The sequence below is a fragment of the uncultured Bacteroides sp. genome (assembly GCF_958445495.1).
Taxonomy (GTDB): Bacteria; Bacteroidota; Bacteroidia; order Bacteroidales; family Bacteroidaceae; genus Bacteroides.
Map to the genome: position 1 here is coordinate 24982 of NZ_CAUCSQ010000007.1, position 19617 is coordinate 44598.

Annotated in this window: 11 protein-coding genes; 8 read left to right on the forward strand and 3 right to left on the reverse strand. The window is 53.0% G+C overall.

Annotation, left to right across the window (positions count from 1 at the left end):
- Positions 1-33: 33 nt before the first annotated feature.
- Complete coding sequence (locus Q5076_RS03900; RefSeq protein WP_303010986.1) at positions 34-1236, reverse strand: glycoside hydrolase family 105 protein; 1203 nt, start codon at positions 1234-1236, stop codon at positions 34-36.
- A 14-nt stretch (positions 1237-1250) separates the two neighbouring features.
- The gene (locus Q5076_RS03905) at positions 1251-3719 is read right to left on the reverse strand and encodes a glycoside hydrolase N-terminal domain-containing protein (RefSeq protein ID WP_303010988.1); all 2469 of its coding nucleotides are present in this window, start codon (positions 3717-3719) and stop codon (positions 1251-1253) included.
- Between the two features lie 240 nt (positions 3720-3959).
- On the opposite strand from Q5076_RS03905, the gene Q5076_RS03910 reads away from it, so the two are divergent.
- From Q5076_RS03910 to Q5076_RS03940, 7 genes are all read left to right on the forward strand, one after another.
- A complete protein-coding gene (locus Q5076_RS03910) occupies positions 3960-4991 on the forward strand; it encodes a quinone-dependent dihydroorotate dehydrogenase (RefSeq protein ID WP_303010989.1) in 1032 nt (343 codons plus the stop codon).
- Between the two features lie 212 nt (positions 4992-5203).
- The gene (locus Q5076_RS03915; protein ID WP_303010990.1) at positions 5204-5998 is read left to right on the forward strand and encodes a head GIN domain-containing protein; all 795 of its coding nucleotides are present in this window, start codon (positions 5204-5206) and stop codon (positions 5996-5998) included.
- An 88-nt stretch (positions 5999-6086) separates the two neighbouring features.
- The gene (locus Q5076_RS03920) at positions 6087-7388 is read left to right on the forward strand and encodes a GTP-binding protein (RefSeq protein ID WP_303010992.1); all 1302 of its coding nucleotides are present in this window, start codon (positions 6087-6089) and stop codon (positions 7386-7388) included.
- A gap of 596 nt (positions 7389-7984) precedes the next feature.
- A complete protein-coding gene (locus Q5076_RS03925; RefSeq protein WP_303010993.1) occupies positions 7985-9742 on the forward strand; it encodes a helix-turn-helix domain-containing protein in 1758 nt (585 codons plus the stop codon).
- A 98-nt stretch (positions 9743-9840) separates the two neighbouring features.
- Positions 9841-11937, forward strand: coding sequence for a glycoside hydrolase family 127 protein (locus Q5076_RS03930; protein WP_303010996.1), 2097 nt, complete (start codon positions 9841-9843; stop codon positions 11935-11937).
- Positions 11938-11960: 23 nt separating this feature from the next.
- Complete coding sequence (locus tag Q5076_RS03935) at positions 11961-13814, forward strand: right-handed parallel beta-helix repeat-containing protein (protein WP_303011087.1); 1854 nt, start codon at positions 11961-11963, stop codon at positions 13812-13814.
- Between the two features lie 162 nt (positions 13815-13976).
- Positions 13977-16181: an alpha-L-rhamnosidase C-terminal domain-containing protein gene (locus Q5076_RS03940; protein ID WP_303010998.1), complete on the forward strand. Its 2205-nt coding sequence runs from the start codon at positions 13977-13979 to the stop codon at positions 16179-16181.
- 11 nt (positions 16182-16192) lie between these two features.
- Here the strand turns inward: Q5076_RS03940 and Q5076_RS03945 are convergent, their stop codons facing one another.
- Positions 16193-16735 (reverse strand): GNAT family N-acetyltransferase, encoded by a 543-nt coding sequence (locus Q5076_RS03945; RefSeq protein ID WP_303011089.1) that lies wholly within the window; start codon positions 16733-16735, stop codon positions 16193-16195.
- A 179-nt stretch (positions 16736-16914) separates the two neighbouring features.
- Here Q5076_RS03945 and Q5076_RS03950 point away from each other — a divergent pair, with 179 nt between their 5' ends.
- A complete protein-coding gene (locus tag Q5076_RS03950; RefSeq protein ID WP_303011000.1) occupies positions 16915-19614 on the forward strand; it encodes a glycoside hydrolase family 20 zincin-like fold domain-containing protein in 2700 nt (899 codons plus the stop codon).
- Positions 19615-19617 lie beyond the last annotated feature (3 nt).

Genomic DNA, 19617 nt, shown 5'->3' on the forward strand with positions numbered 1-19617 from the left:
TTTAATCCGGGAAATATCGTGCGGAAGGCATCCTCATTCCGCCGTCATCTTCTCATATTCGATGGCGGCGAGGATAAATGAACCTACCGACTTGGGGTCGTTCTCAATGACCGGTTCGCTGACGTAATATTCAAACGAGCCGTCGCGGTATCTCTTGGAATCTCCGCCCAGACCGGCAACCGCGCAACAATTGGTAATCGTGTAACTGCCGTCTTCCTCAGGGCGGATGAATGTCTTAATCATCCCGTCAAAGGCTTTCCGGACGTATGCGGCGTATTCGTTGCCGATGTATCCCTTGTTGACGGCTTTGGCAAGCGTATAGACAAACAAGGCGGTCGCCGAAGACTCCGGATAGTTCCCTTCACGCGCTCCTTGGTCGGTCACCTGATACCATGTGCCCGACCGGGGGTCCTGGTATTTCATCAATGTCTCTGCCAGATTCCGGAGAATCCGGATTACGCTGTCGCGTCCGGCGGTCTCTTGGGGGAGAAAATCCAGCACGTCTACAATGGCGGCTCCGTACCAGCCGATGCTGCGGCTCCAGAAATTGGGAGAACAGCCCGTTTCGGGATTCGCCCATTTCTGTTTGCGGCTTTCGTCCCAGCCGTGGTAATAAAGTCCCGTTTCTGGATGATAAGTCTTGCTCTTTATCAGGAGAATCTGCTTTACGGCTTCGTCAAACAGAGCCGGCTCGTTGAAAACCGCTCCGTATTGCGCCAGATACGGGGAAGCCATGAAAATCCCGTCCAACCACATCTGGTGGGGATATCTCAGTTTGTGCCAGAATCCCCCTTCGCTCGTGCGGGGCTGTTCCGCCATTTGTTTGCGCAAGGTATCCATCGCGGTCTTGTAACGCCGGTCTCCCGTCTGCGCGTAGAGGTCGAAAAGAATCTTGCCGGCGTTGACGTTGTCGATATTGAACGACAGGTATTTCATGGTCTTGATACGCCCGTCCGCATCAATCAGGCTGTCGGCGTAGATTTTGGCGTAACCGTAATACGTGCTGTCTCCGGTATGTTTCCATTCTTCCAGCATGGATTTCACCACGAGCCCGTGCGTGTATCCCCAGCGGGGCTTCTTGGCTTTTTCAATCATCCAGGGTTCGGGGAAGCGTTTCATCTCGGAACGCGCCATGCGTTCGCTCCATTTTTCTGTCTCTGTCTTTTGAGGGGCCGTGCAGGAGAAAAGGCAGGCAGCCCAGCAGCAGACAATCGTCTTGAGTAAATTTCTGTTCATATATCGTCGGGTTATTATTTTCCGGTCAACACATATTCATGTCCTGCCTGGGTGGGCAGGTCGTATAAGTAAGTATCCGCGATTTCCGCCTTATCCGGGCGCGTTTCCCCGTTAACCAACGGTTCGGGGACGGCGGGAACCGCATAAAGAGGATTCGGGTTCATGCCTTTGGCGGGTTTCAGCCTTTTCCCCTTCAATGGGGTGAGCGAACGCAGGCGGCAGTTTCCGCCTTTGCGGGATTTTACGACCAGGCGGCTCACTTTCCCGTCTTTCCAGCTCAAATCGAGCTCGAACCCTCCGCGGGCAACGATTCCTTTGACGGAACCCTCTTTCCATACGGCGGGCAGTGCCGGCAACAGGTAAATGAAACCGTCATGGCTCTGCATCAGCATCTCGACGATTCCCGCCGTGCAGCCGAAGTTCCCGTCAATCTGGAAAGGCGGGTGCGCGTCGAACAGGTTCGGATAAGTCCCGCCTTTTTTCTTTTCGTTGCGTACGAGGGTCAGTTGGTCGGTTATCAGTTTGTAGGCGTGGTCTCCGTCGAGCAGCCGTGCCCAGAGGCACACTTTCCATCCCATGCTCCATCCCGTGGATGGGTCGCCCCGGTGAATCAGGGACGTGCGCGCGGCGTCGAACAGTTCGGGCGTGCGGTAAGGGGAAATCTGGTTACTTGGGAATAGGCCGTACAGATGCGAGACGTGGCGGTGCGTATCGTCCGGATTGTCCCAGTCGAACATCCATTCCTGCAGTTGTCCCCAGCGGCCTACCTGCATGGGAGCCATTTCTTTGAGGCGTTGTTCCAGGCGGGCGGCGAATTCCTTGTCCGTGTCCAGAATCCGGGAAGCGGAGATGACGGATGTCCACAAGTCGAAAATCAGTTGGTTGTCCATCGTGCATCCGGCAGCCGTAGTCGCTTTCCCGTTGCTGCCCGAATGCACGTTTTCCGGCGAATTGCTCGGACAGACTACCAGCCAGCCGTGTACGGGCTCTTTCACCATAATCTCGTCGAAGAAACGTCCCGCCTCCTTTAATATCGGGTAAACCTCCCGCAGGAACTCTTTATCCCCAGTGTACAGATAACGTTCCCAGAGATGGCGGCAAAGCCACGCCCCTCCGCTCGGCCACATGCCGGAAGGAGCCTTGTCCACCGCCCCTGTGATGCGCCATATATCCGTATTGTGGTGCAGCACCCATCCGTTGGCGCCGTACATGATTCCGGCCGTTTCCTTCCCTGTCTCGCTGACCTCCTTTATCAACCGGAAAAGAGGCTCGTTCAGTTCGCTCAGGTTCGTGACTTCCGAAGGCCAGTAATTCATTTCCAGATTGATGTTGCAGGTATATTTGCTGTCCCACGATGGGAACAGCTTGTCGTTCCAGATGCCCTGCAGGTTGGCGGGTTGCCCGCCCGGCTGGGAAGAACAGATGAGCAGGTAACGCCCGAACTGGAAATAAGTGGCGACCAGGTATGCGTCGCCGGTATTCTTGAAATTTTCGATGCGTTTGTCGGTCGGCACGTCTTTATACCGGTCTTCCCCCAAATCCAGGGAGACCCTGGTCAGATATTTCCGGTAGAAAGCCGTATGTTCTTTCCTGGCTTCTTCAAACGGGCGCGCCATTGCTTTAGCCAGGAATGCTTCGGCGCGTTCTTTCTGGTTGCCGGTGATATCCCGGTAATTGTTGAAGTTGGTGGCGATAGACACATAAAGGATTGCCTCGTCCGCTTTCTCGACGGAAAGAACTCCGTCGGTACATGAAATCCTGCCTCCGATGTTCTTGGCGCTCAGCTTTCCTTGGAATTCGACTTTCCCTTTCAGTCCCTCATGCAAGGAGGAGACTCCGGAAAGGGTCACGCGGTTCCCCTCTTCGGAAGCGACCGTCACGTCCTGGTGGGGAGAGGTGAGCTGGGCGTTGAACGTGATTTGTCCGGGACGGCTGGCAGTCAGCCGGACTATCACCGCCTGGTCGGTGAATGAGGTGATTGTCTCGCGCCGGTACTGCACGCCGTCCACTTCATAACGGACGATGGCACGTGCCGAATCCAGGCTCAGCTCCCGGTAATAACCGGAATAACGGGTGTGTCCGGGAAAAGCGATTCGCAAATCGCCGAACGTCTGGTAGGGCATGCCCGAATTCGTCTTCGCCATGACCTTTTCCGTAGCGAGGTCTTGCGCTTCCCGGTATTTCCCGGCAAATACGAGTTCCCGCACTTTCGGGATGTATTCCCGTGCGTCCGGGTTGGCGTTGTTGTTGGGACGCCCCGCCCAGATGGTTTCTTCGTTCAGTTGGATTTGTTCCGTACCCGGTGTCCCGTACACCATAGCCCCCAGGCGGCCGTTTCCCAAAGGCAGAGCCTCTGTCCACACCTGTGCGGGGCGGTCGTACCACAGCTTGTATTCCTGTGCGGGTACATTCTCCCCCTGCGCATGAATACAGCCCGCAGATACCATTACAAACAGATATCCGATTAATCTTCTTTTATTCATCTTGTCCAAATTGCTTTTATACTTTTGTAAAAGGACGGTTGAAGGTGATTTTTGTACCCATTGTACGGCCGGCAAGAAACGGGGAATAATTAAAAGTTATCGGGCATAAAAAAAACGAACTTCCATATCCGCCGGAAAAGGGCTTACTTTGTGCGTGCGAATCGGTACGCGCTGAAACGATACAGGCGGGCGCCCCTTGGCACGGATTCATTTGATTACTAACTAAACAGACAATCGGATATGTATAATTCAATCATTAAACCCTTGTTGTTCCGCATAGAGCCGGAAAAAGCGCACCGGATACTTGTCGGCTGGCTGAAATTTTACCGTCACCTGCTTCCGGTACGGGCCTGCGTCCGGAGCTTCTGCAAAGTTCCTGAACCGTTCCGGTTCGGAGACCTCCGGTTCGGGAACCGAATCGGGCTGTCTGCCGGATTCGACAAGAATGCGGACGTTTTTGACGAGCTGGCGGATTTCGGGTTCGGCTTTCTGGAACTGGGTACGGTGACCCCCGACTGCCAGGCGGGAAATCCTTCGCCCCGCATTTTCAGGCTGGTGGAAGACGAATCGCTGATTTCGCGTACCGGTTTCAACAATTCAGGCGTAGACGCTGTTCTGGAACGCATCAGGAAGTATCGGAAACACTCCTACGTGCTGGGAGTGAATATCAACAGGAATCCTCATTCCGCAGGAGCACAGATTACCAGAGATTTTGAGCTGGTCTTCACCCGTTTGTACGATTGGGTCGATTATTTTACTTTAAACTGGGGCAGCATAGAGCCGGAAGCCTTTGAGGAAGTGTTGGAGAGCCTGACGGATATCCGTCGGGCGGCGGACAGGAAACGCAGCATTTTCATCAAGCTGCCGGCAGATATCGAAGAAAAAACGCTGGATACGGTGATTGCCCTTGCCCGCCGATATTCCATAGAAGGGTTTATCGCTACCGGACCCACGACGGAACGTACGGAGTTGCGCCGCACGGGAGCGGAACGGTTGGCGCAAATCGGCAGCGGCGGCGTCAGCGGACGGGGAATCGGCAAGAAATCCCTCAAAGCGGTACGTTACCTGTCCGAGCATGCCGGCAGCCGCTTTCTGATTATCGGGGCGGGCGGGGTGATGACCGTCGAGGATGCCGCCGATATGATTTCACAGGGAGCGAATCTGGTGCAAATCTATTCGGCGTTCATCTATTCCGGCCCGTCCGTCGTCCGCAAAATGGGAAAGGAATTGAAAAAGAATGCCGTCCTGCCGGGAAGCCGGACGGGACGGTGACGGCCGCTGAAATAACAAATAATTTTAAAATTCACCGTGGGGCGGTCTTGTCCGGTGAACAAATCGCCGGTGAAATTGGTTGGGGAGAAGAGCGTTTGTGCCGTCACGGAAGTTTCCCGGTACAAATGTTTCTCATTTCAGGAATCGCTGTTTCTTGTAAATTGAAATTTATGAAGTATATTTGCCATCCGAATAATAAACAAAAAGGCATTATGGAAAAATTAAAGGCCACATCTGTGTGGATTGTGTTTTTGTTCTTGTGCGTGGCGGGGATACGGGCGCAAAGTGTTACTCCCAGCAAGAAGTATGTCACAAAGGAAGTGAAGGACATCGGTAATTTCAATGCTGTCAGCGTATTGGGCAGTACGGATGTGGAATATCGCCAGAGCGGAAGTTCCGGCAATTGCTCTGTCTCCGTTTACGGTTCGGACAACCTGGTGGATTTGACGGAAATAACAGTGGCGGACGGAGTGCTCCAGGTGAAAATGAAAAGTGGTGTCAGGATAAAGGGCGGCGAACGCAGGTTGAAAGTCATGGCATCCTCTCCGGCATTGAACCGGGTGGAAATCAAAGGCTCGGCGGACGTATCCCTGAAAGGCTCTCTCAAGGGGACTGATTTGCTGTTGAATGTGAGAGGTTCGGGAGATATTGACGCAGACTGCCTGGAATATGAGGAACTCTCCGCCCGGATAAAAGGAAGCGGCGATATCAGCCTGAAAAATGTGAAAGCGGCGGACGTGGACGTAAATGTGAAAGGTTCCGGCGACGTAAGTATAAAAGGAAGCGCCCGGAATGCGGCGTTGGCAGTGAGCGGTTCCGGAGACATCGAGGCGGAAAAGCTGGTTGCCGCAAAAGTGACCGCTACCGTGGCGGGTTCGGGCGACATAAGCTGTTACGCTTCCGAACGGCTGGATGCGAAAGCCGGCGGTAGCGGAGACATCGAGTATAAGGGAAATCCGCCTGTCGTAAACAAGTCGGGCAGGGAAAAACAGATTTCCGGCAAATAAATTTCGTATCAGGCAATGATTCCCGGACAGCATCTTCTCAGGGTGTTATCCGGGGATTGGATTTATTATAGAACAAACCCGAATAAATATGAAGACAAAAGAAATTCCGGTACTGCTCCTGACCGGTTATCTGGGCAGTGGAAAAACAACTCTGGTAAACCATATCCTGTCTAATGAACGCGGCATTAAGTTTGCCGTCATAGTCAATGACATCGGCGAAGTCAATATTGACGCCGACCTCATCCAGAAAGGCGGTATTGTCGGCAAGAAAGACGAGAGCCTGGTCGCTCTTCAGAACGGTTGCATCTGCTGTACGCTGAAAATGGATTTGATAGAACAAATCTTTGATTTGATGAAGATGGAGCATTTTGACTATATCGTCATTGAAGCCAGCGGCATTTGCGAGCCGGAACCCATCGCACAGACCATTTGTTCCATTCCCCGGATGGGAGGCGCCTATACGAAGTACGGCATTTGCCGTCTGGACAGCATCGTTACCGTTGTGGACGCCTTGCGTTTGCAGAGCGAGTTCGCCTGCGGCGACGACCTGGCCCGCAAGAATATCGGCGAGGAAGATATCGAGAACCTCATTATCCAGCAGATTGAGTTTTGCAACATCATCCTGCTGAACAAGGCGGCGGAGGTGAAACCGGAAGAACTGGAACGTATCAAACGGATTGTCCGCACCTTGCAGCCCGGAGCCGAAATCATAGAATGCAATTATGCCGATGTGGATTTGGACAAGATAATCCACACCGGAATGTTCAATTTCGAACGTGTCGCCACTTCCGCCGGATGGGTCCGCGGGATAGAGCGGCAGGTAACCGATGAGGAAGAGAAAGAAGCGAAGGCGCGTCACCTCCATGACGAAGACGAAAAAGACGGGCATAAGCATGAACACGGGCACGAGTGCGAACACCACCGTGAACACGAGCACGAGCATAATCACGAGCATGAACATGAACACGAACATGAGCATGAACACCATCACCACCATCATCACCATGAAGGCGGAGAAGTGGAAGAATACGGCATCGGGACCTTCGTTTATTATCGCCGCCCGGCTTTTGACATTCATAAATTCGACCGGTTCGTCGCTACCAAATGGCCCCGCAACATCATTCGCGCCAAAGGAGTCTGCTATTTCAGCCATAACCGCGACATGTCATACCTCTTCGAGCAGGCAGGCATGCAAAAGCAACTGAGGGAAGCCGGCCTGTGGTATGCTACGGCGCCCGAAGAAGATTTGGCGGAACTCATGCGGCAGGAACCGGGATTAATGAGAGACTGGGACGAGCAATACGGAGACCGCATGCAGAAAATAGTTTTTATCGGACAACATTTGGATAAGGAACAACTGATTCGCGACCTCGACGAGTGTTTGGAATAAGGAGTTCCGGACAGGATATGCAAGAGAGCGCCGGGATTAAACCGGGCACTCGGAAAAGTTACGGAGTGTAACAACAGGTAAACGGAATAGAACCGTATCATTACTCAAATGAAGTGCACCCCAAAAGTTTTGTGTCCAACTTTTGGGGTGCACTTCAAACGGAGTGTGATGCGGTTTTTTTTATGGCTGACGGGGATATAGCCGACTCCCGGACTGGAAATTCATCTTCTCCGGAATGAAATTCCACACCCTCTTTTTGATATTCCGGAGTAATGAAAAGCAATCAGTATGTCAATTTTTTTATTTTATCGGACGGGCAGGGTGACACCCGGTCGGAAGAAAGTGTCTATTTAATGAACATAATTTACAATAATCTGTTTGTCAAAGAAGGATATAACTTTATGGACACGCTTTTGATTTTTGTGTAATAAGTGCTATTGTTGCTGCTTTTGATAAAAAACACCCATTGTTTTTGTTGAATATCACCTCTCTTGTGATTATTGAAAAGTTTATACTTGTACCGGATTTCAGAGCGTTAAATAATCATTTAACGTATCTTGTAAAAATGTAAATATTAATCAAATCCGATATTTAGTATGACCAATTACCTCCTGAGTGTATTATTTAGTTTTCAGGCTTTACTTCCTTTAGAAGCTGAAGCCGTCCTGGCGGACAGTGAACAGGCTGTTGATGTAATTTTGTCCGATATGTCATTGCTGGGATATGCGGTTCCCGTAGAAAGTTTCAGTATTGGGCTGTTCATCTTTCTGTTCACTTATTTCTGGGCGGAATATGCCGGCCGTCTGCAATCCAGAGAAAAATTTAAAATCGCCATGAACATGCTTCATACGATAGATACGCCGTTGTCGTTGTTGCGCAACCAACTGGAAGACCTCAAAGACGTCAGCCTTCCCGAATCCGTTTCCCGAAAAGTAGAAGAAGCGTTGAGATATACCGAATGTATCATAGACTGCAACCGGAACGTCGTGACGCTCGACAGGGTTGACGATAAGCTGAACTCCAAGGCATCGACGGTCCATCTGGAACTGTCTTCCTATATCAATTCCGTCGTCAACCAGTGTAAGGCGTACGCCAGTGCCCGCCGGATACGCCTGGCAGTCTGCCAGTGTCCGGAATGCGTGAGCTGCAAAATCAATGAGAATATAATGACTGCGGCGCTCCAGCATCTTCTGAACAGGATGATTCTGATTACCGATTCGGGATGTTCGATATCAATCGACATCATGCATGCCGCGGATTCCTGGAAACTGCGTATAAGCAATCACGGGGCGGCAGGGGAGAAGCCCGGAAAAAAGTTCCCGCTCATACCTGTCATGTTTCCCGTGTACGGTTACGGGAATTTATGGACCGTGCGGAAGATAATTCGTTTGCACGGCGGTAAAATCACCGGCCACCGGCATGGCAAAGCTGTCACCTTCCAGATTGCCATACCGGCGGACCGCCGTTGCGGAAACCGTTCGTGTCCCGTCAATAAACGGGCAGAGGCGTCAGCGGCGGAACACGCCGGCAAATCCTTCCGGATTCGTAAAGGCGGGGAACAGCCGTCCGCAATGAAAGACGTTCCCCATCTCCTGCTGGTAATGGCGGACGAGCTGTTCAGCGGTTATCTGAAGAAATCCCTGTCGAGGTATTTCCGGATTTCAACTCTCGAAAATCCCGATTTGCTGTTAACCACCGTTATCCGCCAGAATCCCGATGCGGTTATCATTGACGATACGGTGAACGGCATAAGCGGCGATTCGCTCTGTTTCCAAATCAAAGCCGATAAAGCGGCGGGAGATATGCCGACAGTTCTTCTGATAAGGTCCGCCGACAATGAAAGTTACCTGTCCCATCTTGGAAGCGGGGCAGACCGGCTGGAGTTGAGGACGGAAAGCATCTGCAAATTCAGGGCGGACATACGCATGCTTATCGAAAACCACGCCTTCCTGAGAGAACGGATAAAAATATTCCTGTCAGACGCCATTTCCCCGGTGATACCGGTAAAGGAAGAAAATGAGAACGAAGGCCGGGCGTTTCTCGAAAAAGTCAATGAAATGCTGGAAACGAACCTCACGACCGACAAATACACGATACGGAAATTGAGTGCGGATGTCGGAATGAGCCGCACTTCCTTTTACAGCAAAATGAGGGAAGTCACCGGGAAATCTCCGGAAGACTACATCTATTCGTTTAAAATGGACAAGGCGTTGAAACTGCTGGCTTCCCGGCAGTTCAGCATTTCCGAGATTGCAACCATGCTGGGATATTGCGACGCCAAGTATTTCGGGAAGAAATTCAAGGATTTCTACCGCGTATGTCCGACGGACTACATCAAGAGCATCATCGGTTGAAGTAGCCGGAATGCTCTTGCCGGGCTTTATTGAGTACAAAATACGGATAATCACGTCTTTTCATAAAGATATCGTGTAATTTAAAATTATCCATATTAATGAAACAGATAAAGCTGTTACTACTTTTGGCTTCCGCTTCCGTTGCGGGAGCGTTCGCTCAAAGCAACGGGCTGACGGACATGAGCCGGAGCCGTTTTGCGAAAATGGCGAATACGGGAATTGACGCCGTGCGCTGGACCGGCGGTTTTTGGGGAGAACGGTTTGACGTATTTAGCCGTACCTCCTTGCAAAGCATGTGGAATACCTGGAACACTCCGGAAATCTCCCACGGTTTCCGTAACTTCGAGATTGCCGCCGGCTTGTGCAAAGGCGAACATTGGGGTCCCCCGTTCCATGACGGAGACATGTATAAATGGATGGAAGGCGTAGCCTCCGTTTACGCCGTCAATAAAGACCCCGGACTGGACGAGCTGATGGACCGTTTTATCTCCTGTGTCGTAAAAGCCCAGCGGGCGGACGGTTACATACATACACCCGTCATCATAGAGGAACTCAACAAGGGGATTGACAGCCATGCGCCGGAGGGCACGCAGAAACAGACCGTGATTGGCACGAAAGTGGGCGGTGAAGATGAAAAAGGAGCTTTTGCCAACCGCCTGAATTTTGAGACCTATAATCTGGGACACCTGATGATGGCGGGTATCGTCCACCGTCGGGCCACCGGGAAAACCACCCTTTTCGACGCTGCCGTGAAAGCGGCGGATTTTCTCTGCCATTTTTATGAGACCGCTTCCGCGGAGCTGGCCCGTAACGCCATCTGCCCTTCCCATTACATGGGAGTGGTGGAGATGTACCGTGCCACGGGAAATCCCCGTTACCTGGAGTTGTCGAAAAACCTGATTGACATCCGCGGAATGGTGGAGAACGGTACGGACGACAACCAGGACCGCATCCCCTTCCGTGAGCAGTACCGCGCTATGGGACATGCGGTACGCGCCAACTACCTCTATGCGGGAGTGGCGGACGTGTATGCGGAAACCGGCGAACAGCAGTTGATGAAAAACCTGACAAGCATCTGGAATGACATCGTGACCAGAAAGATGTATGTGACCGGTGCTTGCGGCGCCCTCTACGACGGCACTTCCCCGGACGGAACGTGTTATGAGCCGGACAGCATCCAGAAAGTGCACCAAAGCTACGGGCGCCCCTATCAGTTGCCGAACAGCACGGCGCATAACGAAACATGTGCCAATATCGGCAATATGCTTTTCAACTGGCGTATGCTGGAGGTGACCGGAGACGCCAAATATGCCGACCTCGTGGAAACCTGCCTCTACAACAGCATATTGAGCGGTATCAGCCTGGACGGGAAGAAATATTTCTATACCAATCCGCTCCGTATCAGCGCCGACCTGCCCTATACGCTCCGCTGGCCGAAAGAACGGACGGAATATATCAGTTGTTTCTGTTGCCCGCCCAATACGCTGCGTACGCTTTGCCAGGCACAGAATTATGCCTACACATTGAGCCCGGAAGGAATCTACTGCAACCTGTACGGTGCAAATACGCTGGCAACGGATTGGGAAGGCAAAGGAGAGATAGCCCTGACACAGGAGACGGACTATCCCTGGGAAGGCGGCGTGCGGCTGACATTGGATAAAGTCCCCCGCAAAGCGGGTACGTTCTCCCTGTTCCTACGCATTCCGGAATGGTGTGAAAAAGCGGAGCTGAAAGTAAACGGCGTTCCGGTGCAGGTGCATGCCCGCCCCAATACATATACGGAGATAAACCGCGCCTGGAAAAAGGGGGATACGGTGGAGCTGGAGATGGACATGCCCGTCCGTTTGCTTGAGGCGCATCCGCTGGCGGAAGAGATACGCAATCAGGTAGCGGTGAAACGGGGGCCGTTGGTCTACTGCCTGGAAAGTATGGATATCGCGAACGGGGAGAAGATAGACAATGTGCTGATTCCCGCCGATATCAAGCTCACCCCTAAGAAAATGACGGTCGGAGGCAGCTCCGTCGTAGCCCTTGAAGGGCAAGCCCGCCTGGCGTCCTCCGCGTCTTGGGAAGGAGTGCTCTACCGTCCGGTGGCGCAAGCCGGAAAAACGGTGGATATCCGCCTGATTCCCTATTATGCGTGGGGAAACAGGGGAAAAGGAGAAATGACAGTCTGGATGCCGTTAACGAGATGAGAGGTATGGTGGGAAAACGTTTGATGATAGTTTGCTCGCTGTTTGCCGTAAACTCTATCCTTGCGGCAAGCGAGTTATGGGTTTCCCCAAGAGGGAACGACTTTAATGACGGTACGCGGCAATCGCCCAAAGCCACCCTGGCTTCCGCTTTGCGGCAGGCGAGGGAATGGCGCCGGACGGGAGACGAACGTGTCCGGGGAGGTATCACCGTCTATCTGGAAGGAGGAGTGTATGCGTTGTACGAGCCGGTCTTTATCCGTCCGGAAGACAGCGGGAGCGAGGATTCGCCTACGGTGATTCGTCCGGTTCCCGGTGAAGAGGCGGTGTTGAGCGGAGGCGTACGCATCAGGGGATGGAAAAAGAACGGAAAACTCTGGGTGGCGGATGTCCCGCTGTTCAACGGGCGCCCGCTGGATTTCCGGCAACTGTGGATAAACGGGAGGAAAGCCGTCCGCGCCCGTGATGTAGAAGATTTCGAGAAGATGAACCGTATTTGCAGCGTGGACGAGAGGAACGAGATTCTTTACGTCCCTGCCGAAGCGGTGCGTCCGCTTGTAAATAATAAGGGGGGCCTCAAGGCGGGATATGCCGAGATGGTGCTCCATCAGATGTGGTGTGTGGCGAATCTGCGTATCCGTTCTGTCGAGATTCGGGGAGATAGCGCGGCGGTGCGTTTCCACCGGCCGGAAAGCCGGATTCAATTCGAGCGTCCCTGGCCGCGCCCGATGGTGACGGCGGACGGGCACAACTCCGCTTTCTATCTGACAAACGCCCGTGAACTGCTGGATGTTCCGGGAGAGTGGTATCATGACCTGAATACGCGGAAACTCTACTATTACCCAAGGGAAGGAGAGGACATGCGTTCCGATGATACGGAAGCCGTCGTTCCGGCTGTCGAAACGCTGGTAGAGGTGAAAGGCACGCCGGACCGCCCTGTCTCCGACATCCGTTTTGAGGAAATCACTTTCTCCCACACTACCTGGATGCGTCCTTCCGAAAAAGGACACGTGCCGCTCCAGGCAGGCATGTACCTCACGGACGGCTACCGGATAGAGCCCAAGATGCAGAGAAACTACCTGAACCATCCGCTGGACAATCAGGGCTGGTTGGGACGTCCCGCGGCAGCCGTCCGGATTGTTGCCGCCAACCGGATTGACTTTGAAGGTTGCCGGTTCGAACATTTGGGCTCTACCGGGCTGGATTACGAAGAAGCGGCGCTGGGCGGCACGGTCCGCGGTTGCCTGTTCCGGGACATTGCCGGCAACGGGCTGCTGGTAGGCAGTTTTTCCCCGGCCGCCCATGAGACGCATCTGCCCTACGAACCCGCCGACCGCCGGGAAGTCTGTTCGCACCAGCGAATCGGCAACTGCTATTTTACCGGAGTCGGCAACGAAGACTGGGGATGCCTCGCCATAGCGGCAGGCTATGTGAGCGACATAACCATAGAACATAATGAAATCTGCGAAGTGCCTTATAGCGGCATCAGCCTCGGTTGGGGATGGACGCAGACGGTGAATTGCATGCGCAATAACAGGGTGCATGCCAATCTGGTCCATCATTATGCGAAACACATGTATGACGTGGCGGGGATTTATACGCTCGGTTCCCAGCCCAAAAGCTATGTCACGGAAAATTGCGTGCACAGCATTTACAGGCCGGGATACGCGCACGACCCGAACCACTGGTTTTACCTTTATACCGACGAAGGCTCTTCTTTCATTACCGTGCGTGACAACTGGACGGAAGGACGGAAATTCCTGCAGAATGCCAACGGGCCCGGAAACGTATGGGAAAACAACGGCCCGGAAGTGGACGCCGCCGTTCGTGAGCGTGCGGGACTGGAAGCGGAATATAAGCATCTGCGGGACATCCGGTAGTAACAGACAGATAACTTGACTGCGGTGCGCGGTTCGTTCCACAGATATGGAACGAAAGGATAACAATTGTGGAACGGAAGGGAAACAGATGTGGAACGCAACGACAACATCTGTGGAACGGATTAATCCTTGCAACGCAGTTTCTTAACAACAGGAAGAACAATGAAAAAGAAATATATGATATTACTCGGCGCCCTGTCATTGGCAGGGAGCGCTCTCGCCCAGACCTGGATATGGTATCCGGGAGATTATGAAATCTGGTTGGGTAACCGGATGAACAACCGGCGTACGGAACGCGGCGCGTTTTTTCCGCCTTTCTGGAAGACCGACAGCCATTATGTCGTCGTGGAATTCAGCAAACAACTGAATCTTTCCGAACCGGAAGAGATTTTTATCGCCGCCGAAGGGAAATACAATGTCAAGCTGGACGGAAAACTCCAGTTCGGCATGCCGGAAACCGTGCGACTTCCGGCGGGGAAACACAACCTGAATATCAAAGTGTGGAACCAGGCCACCCCTCCCGCGATTTATGTGAAAGGAAAGACCGTCTGCTCCGACTCTTCCTGGCGTGTGACTTACGAAGACAAGGAATGGATTGACGAGAGCGGCAAGGCGAGCGACACATCCGCCACCGTCTATGCGGACGCCGGATGCTGGAACTTCAACGAAGCCAGCCAACTCCCTTCCCGGTTCAGGCTGATGCGCAAGCCGCAGCAACCCGTCTCCGGGACAGTGCAGCCCGAAGGAGGAACGCTCTACGATTTCGGGAAAGAGACATTCGGGTTTATCACGCTGAAAAATCTTTCGGGAAAAGGGGCGATTGACATTTATTACGGGGAAAGCCCGGAAGAAGCCAGGGATAAGGCGTATTGCGAAACGTTGGACAAGCTGCTGTTGGAGCCGGGACAGGTGACGGACTTGGCTGTACGCCGCACTTCTCCCCTGGAAGGTCCCGATAATGAATATACCCTGGAGAACAGCAAGGCGTTCCGCTATGTCTACATCACCCATGAACCGGGCGTGCGGATGGGAGAGGTGTCCATGCAATACGAGTATCTTCCCGAAGAATACCGCGGCAGTTTCCGTTGTAATGACGAAGAGCTGAACCGTATCTGGGAAGTCGGCGCCTATACCATGCATCTCACCACCCGCGAGTTTTTCATTGACGGCATCAAACGTGACCGTTGGGTGTGGAGCGGCGACGCCATTCAGAGCTATCTGATGAATTATTACCTTTTCTTCGACAGCGAGTCCGTGAAACGCACTATCTGGCTGCTTCGGGGGAAAGACCCCGTAACCAGCCACAGCAATACGATTATGGATTACACCTTCTATTGGTTCCTTAGCGTATATGACTATTATATGTACACCGGCGACCGCCGCTTCGTCCGCCAACTGTATCCCCGCATGCAGACCATGATGGACTATGTGCTGGGACGTACGAACAAGAACGGCATGGTGGAAGGAATGAGCGGCGACTGGGTATTTGTGGACTGGGCGGACGGTTATCTGGACAAGAAAGGCGAACTCTCTTTCGAGCAGGTCTTATTCTGCAGGAGCCTGGAGACGATGGCACTGTGCGCGGAACTGGTCGATGACGCGGACGGCAGGAAGAAGTACGAACGCCTTGCCGCCGCCTTGAAAGCGAAGCTGGAGCCGGTTTTCTGGAATGACCGGAAACAGGCGTTCGTGCATAATCGCGTGGACGGCAAGCAGAGCGAGGCAGTGACCCGCTACGCGAACATGTTTTCCGTGTTCTTCCAATATCTGGACGCGGACAAACGGCAGGCAATCAAACGGTCGGTCCTTCTGAACGACAGTATCCTGAAAATCACGACTCCCTACATGCGTTTCTATGAATTGGAGGCGCTTTGCGCTCTGGGCGAACAGGAAGCCGTGATGAAAGAGATGAAAGCCTATTGGGGAGGAATGCTGAAAGAAGGCGCCACTTCTTTCTGGGAGAAATACAACCCGGAAGAAAGCGGGACGCAACATCTTGCCATGTACGGGCGTCCTTACGGAAAAAGCTTGTGCCATGCGTGGGGAGCAAGTCCTATCTACCTGCTGGGCAAGTATTACCTGGGAGTAAAACCGGTGAAGGAAGGCTATAAGGAATTCGCCGTCAGTCCGGTACTGGGCGGGTTGAAGTGGATGGAAGGCAGCGTACCCACCCCGAACGGCGACATCCGCGTTTACATGGATAAGAAAACAATCCGGGTGAAAGCCACGGAAGGCAAAGGCTATCTTACTTTCCGAAGCCGCCGGCGGCCCGAAGCGAATATCGGGACTCCCGAAAAGGTTTCGGAAGGAGTGTGGCGGCTCTGGATTGACTCGCCCGAAGAAAGGACGGTCTCTTACCGGTTGTAATCCGGGACGTTTCATCCGCCCGCATCGAGGTTTATGCGGTAGAGTACATGCCGGCGCAACGGATGTCCGGGAGAAACCTGCGGATGGTCGAATTCTTCCAGGCGAGTCATTCCGATTTTCTGCATGACCCGTTCCGAACGCCGGTTCGGCAAAGAGGTGAACGAATACAGCTCTTTCATATTCAAATGCCGGCGGGCATACTCCAGGCAGGCTGCCGCAGCTTCGGGGGCATAACCGTTTCCCCAGTATTCATGTGACAGCCTCCAGCCTATTTCTATGCCCGGCGTGAAATCCGCGTCAAACGCAATCCGGTGCAGTCCCGTATAACCCATAAAGGCATGGTCTTCTTTGCGTTCTACCGCATACAGCCCGAAACCGCATTCCCGGAACTCGTCTTGAATGCGGCGGTAAAAGGCCGACGACTCTTCCGCGGTCAACGGGCGGAGAAAAAATTCCATCACGCGGGGGTCGGCGTTGATATGGGCGAATACGGGTTCGTCTTCTTCTTTCCAATCGCGAAGAAGCAGCCGGGGAGTCTCTATGTAAATTTGCATCATCATTGAAAATAAGGGTGGATAATCGGCAAAGGTACGACATTTTATTTGAAATGCCGCTTGTCCGTATCCGGCGGCTGAAAAAAAGGCGGGCATGAGTACAAACAAGCCCTCATTCCGTCTTCTTTCTGTAAAAGAATGGAATTACACAACTTATTTATATCATATTTATCAGAAGAATGAAAAATACCAGATTGTTCATGTTTGCGGCATGCGCACTTCTATTATCGGCGTGCGGCAGGCAAACCGTGAAAATTATGACTCCGCCGGACGCTTCAAACCGCGTTCAGTTCGGTGCGGAACAGTTACAGGCAACTTTGGATAAGGCGGGTTATCAGGTCGTGATGCAACAGGGGGATACGACGTTCTCCGATTCGGGGATAAAGACAATCCTGCTGGCGGAAGCGAACGACACGACCTTGAAGAAAGAAGGCTTTCATATCACGACCGCCGGCAACCTGACACGGGTGACCGGCAGAGACGGCAGCGGCGTCATTTACGGATGCCGTGAGCTGATAGACCGCGTAAACGGTTCGGAAGGCGGGCTGGATTTTCCGGCAGACCTGAAAGACGGGCCGGAGATGGTGCTCCGCGGCGCGTGCGTGGGATTGCAGAAAATGACTTACCTGCCGGGACACGGCGTTTACGAATATCCTTATACTCCGGAAAGCTTTCCTTGGTTCTATGACAAGGAACAGTGGATTAAGTACCTGGACATGCTGGTTGCCAACCGCATGAACTCCTTGTACCTCTGGAACGGGCATCCGTTTGCGTCGCTGGTGAAATTGGAAGACTACCCTTTTGCGCTGGAAGTGGACGAAGAGACGTTCAGGAAAAACGAAGAGATGTTTTCTTTCCTTACGGAAGAAGCGGACAAACGCGGTATCTTCGTGATACAGATGTTTTATAATATCATCCTTTCCAAGCCTTTTGCGGAACATTACGGGTTGAAGACGCAAGACCGTAACCGTCCCATCACTCCGCTGATTGCCGACTACACCCGCAAGAGCATCGCCGCTTTCATCGAAAAATATCCGAATGTAGGGTTGCTCGTCTGCCTGGGTGAAGCGATGTGCACGGTGGAGGATGATGTGGAATGGTTTACAAAAACGATTATTCCGGGCGTGAAGGACGGATTGAAGGCATTGGGACGCACGGACGAGCCGCCCCTTCTGCTGCGTGCGCACGATACGGATTGCAAGCTGGTGATGGACGCTGCCTTGCCGCTGTACAAGAACCTCTATACGATGCACAAATATAACGGCGAGTCGCTGACTACTTACGAACCGCGCGGCCCTTGGGCGAAAATCCATACGGATTTGAGCTCGCTGGGGTCTATCCATATCAGCAACGTGCATATCCTGGCGAATCTGGAACCGTTCCGTTGGGGGTCTCCGGACTTCGTACAGAAGGCGGTGACTGCAATGCACAACGTACACGGGGCAAACGCTCTCCATCTCTATCCGCAGGCTTCTTATTGGGACTGGCCCTATACCGCCGACAAATTGCCGGAGGGCAAACGCGAGTATCAGTTGGACCGCGACTGGATTTGGTATCAGACATGGGGACGTTACGCCTGGAATTGCCATCGCGACCGTGCGGATGAGATAGATTACTGGAACCGGCAGTTGGCGAAATACTACGGTGTTTCCGACGAGGATGCCGCCAATATCCGCATCGCTTATGAGGAGAGCGGGGAGATTGCCCCGAAATTGCTCCGCCGTTTCGGTATCACGGAAGGAAACCGCCAGACATTGTTGCTGGGCATGTTCATGAGCCAGCTTGTCAATCCCTATAAATATACCATTTATCCGGGATTCTATGAAAGCTGCGGGCCGGAAGGCGAGAAACTGATTGAATATGTGGAAAAAGAATGGAAGAAGCAACCCCATACGGGCGAGATGCCTCTGGACATCATCGCCCAGGTGACAGCGCACGGGGATAAGGCGGTAGCGGCTATCGACAAGGTTTCCGCCGCCGTTACCTCCAACAAGGACGAGTTCGGCCGCTTGCGGAATGACATGCATTGTTACCGGGAATTCGCGTATGCGTTCAACCTGAAAGTGAAAGCGGCGAAACGGGTGTTGGACTATCAGTGGGGAAAAGATATCAAGAACCTGGAAGAGGCCGTTCCCCTGATGGAACAAAGCCTGGAACATTACCGCAAACTGGTGGAATTGACGGACGGGCATTATTGGTATGCCAACAGCATGCAGACCGCCCAACGCCGCATTCCCATCGGCGGGGACGACGGCAAGAACAAGACTTGGAAAGAATTGCTGGTGCATTACGAAAACGAACTGGCCAATTTCAAGGCTAACCTCGCCCTGTTGAAAGGAAAACAGAAAGAAGGCGCCGTAGCCGAAACCGCCGAGATTGCCGCCTGGGCTCCGGCGGACGTCAAGCTGGCATCGGATTATCCGACGGTGAAAATGGACGACGGCGTTTCCCTGTTCGTCGACCTTCCGGGCAAGGTGGAAGCGGTAGCCCCTGAACTGAAAGGGCTGAAAGCCTTCCGTTTCAACGGGAATGAACAAAGGGAGAAAGGTACGAGCATCGCTTTTGAGACGGAAGTTCCGGTCAAATTGCTGGTGGCTTATTTCAAGGACGACCAGAAAAAATACGCGAAAGCCCCGAAACTGGAAATCGATGCGTCCGCCAACGATTACGGCCAGGCGGAACCCGTGCTGACAAATGCGGTGCGCATCGGCGGAATGCCGTTGGCAAACGTTCACGCCTACAGCTTCCCGGCGGGCAAGCATACGTTGATGCTGCCTAAGGGGTATCTCCAGGTACTGGGATTCACCGCGGCGGACATGAAGTCCCGCAACGCCGGGCTTGCCGGAGACGAAGAAACGATGGACTGGCTCTTTTATTAATAT

Bases quoted from the DNA above. Each gene is read 5' to 3' on its own strand.
- Q5076_RS03900 (WP_303010986.1), bottom strand. From the start codon at position 1,236: ATGAACAGAAATTTACTCAAGACGATTGTCTGCTGCTGGGCTGCCTGC.
- Q5076_RS03905 (WP_303010988.1), bottom strand. From the start codon at position 3,719: ATGAATAAAAGAAGATTAATCGGATATCTGTTTGTAATGGTATCTGCG.
- Q5076_RS03910 (WP_303010989.1), top strand. From the start codon at position 3,960: ATGTATAATTCAATCATTAAACCCTTGTTGTTCCGCATAGAGCCGGAA.
- Q5076_RS03915 (WP_303010990.1), top strand. From the start codon at position 5,204: ATGGAAAAATTAAAGGCCACATCTGTGTGGATTGTGTTTTTGTTCTTG.
- Q5076_RS03920 (WP_303010992.1), top strand. From the start codon at position 6,087: ATGAAGACAAAAGAAATTCCGGTACTGCTCCTGACCGGTTATCTGGGC.
- Q5076_RS03925 (WP_303010993.1), top strand. From the start codon at position 7,985: ATGACCAATTACCTCCTGAGTGTATTATTTAGTTTTCAGGCTTTACTT.
- Q5076_RS03930 (WP_303010996.1), top strand. From the start codon at position 9,841: ATGAAACAGATAAAGCTGTTACTACTTTTGGCTTCCGCTTCCGTTGCG.
- Q5076_RS03935 (WP_303011087.1), top strand. From the start codon at position 11,961: ATGATAGTTTGCTCGCTGTTTGCCGTAAACTCTATCCTTGCGGCAAGC.
- Q5076_RS03940 (WP_303010998.1), top strand. From the start codon at position 13,977: ATGAAAAAGAAATATATGATATTACTCGGCGCCCTGTCATTGGCAGGG.
- Q5076_RS03945 (WP_303011089.1), bottom strand. From the start codon at position 16,735: ATGCAAATTTACATAGAGACTCCCCGGCTGCTTCTTCGCGATTGGAAA.
- Q5076_RS03950 (WP_303011000.1), top strand. From the start codon at position 16,915: ATGAAAAATACCAGATTGTTCATGTTTGCGGCATGCGCACTTCTATTA.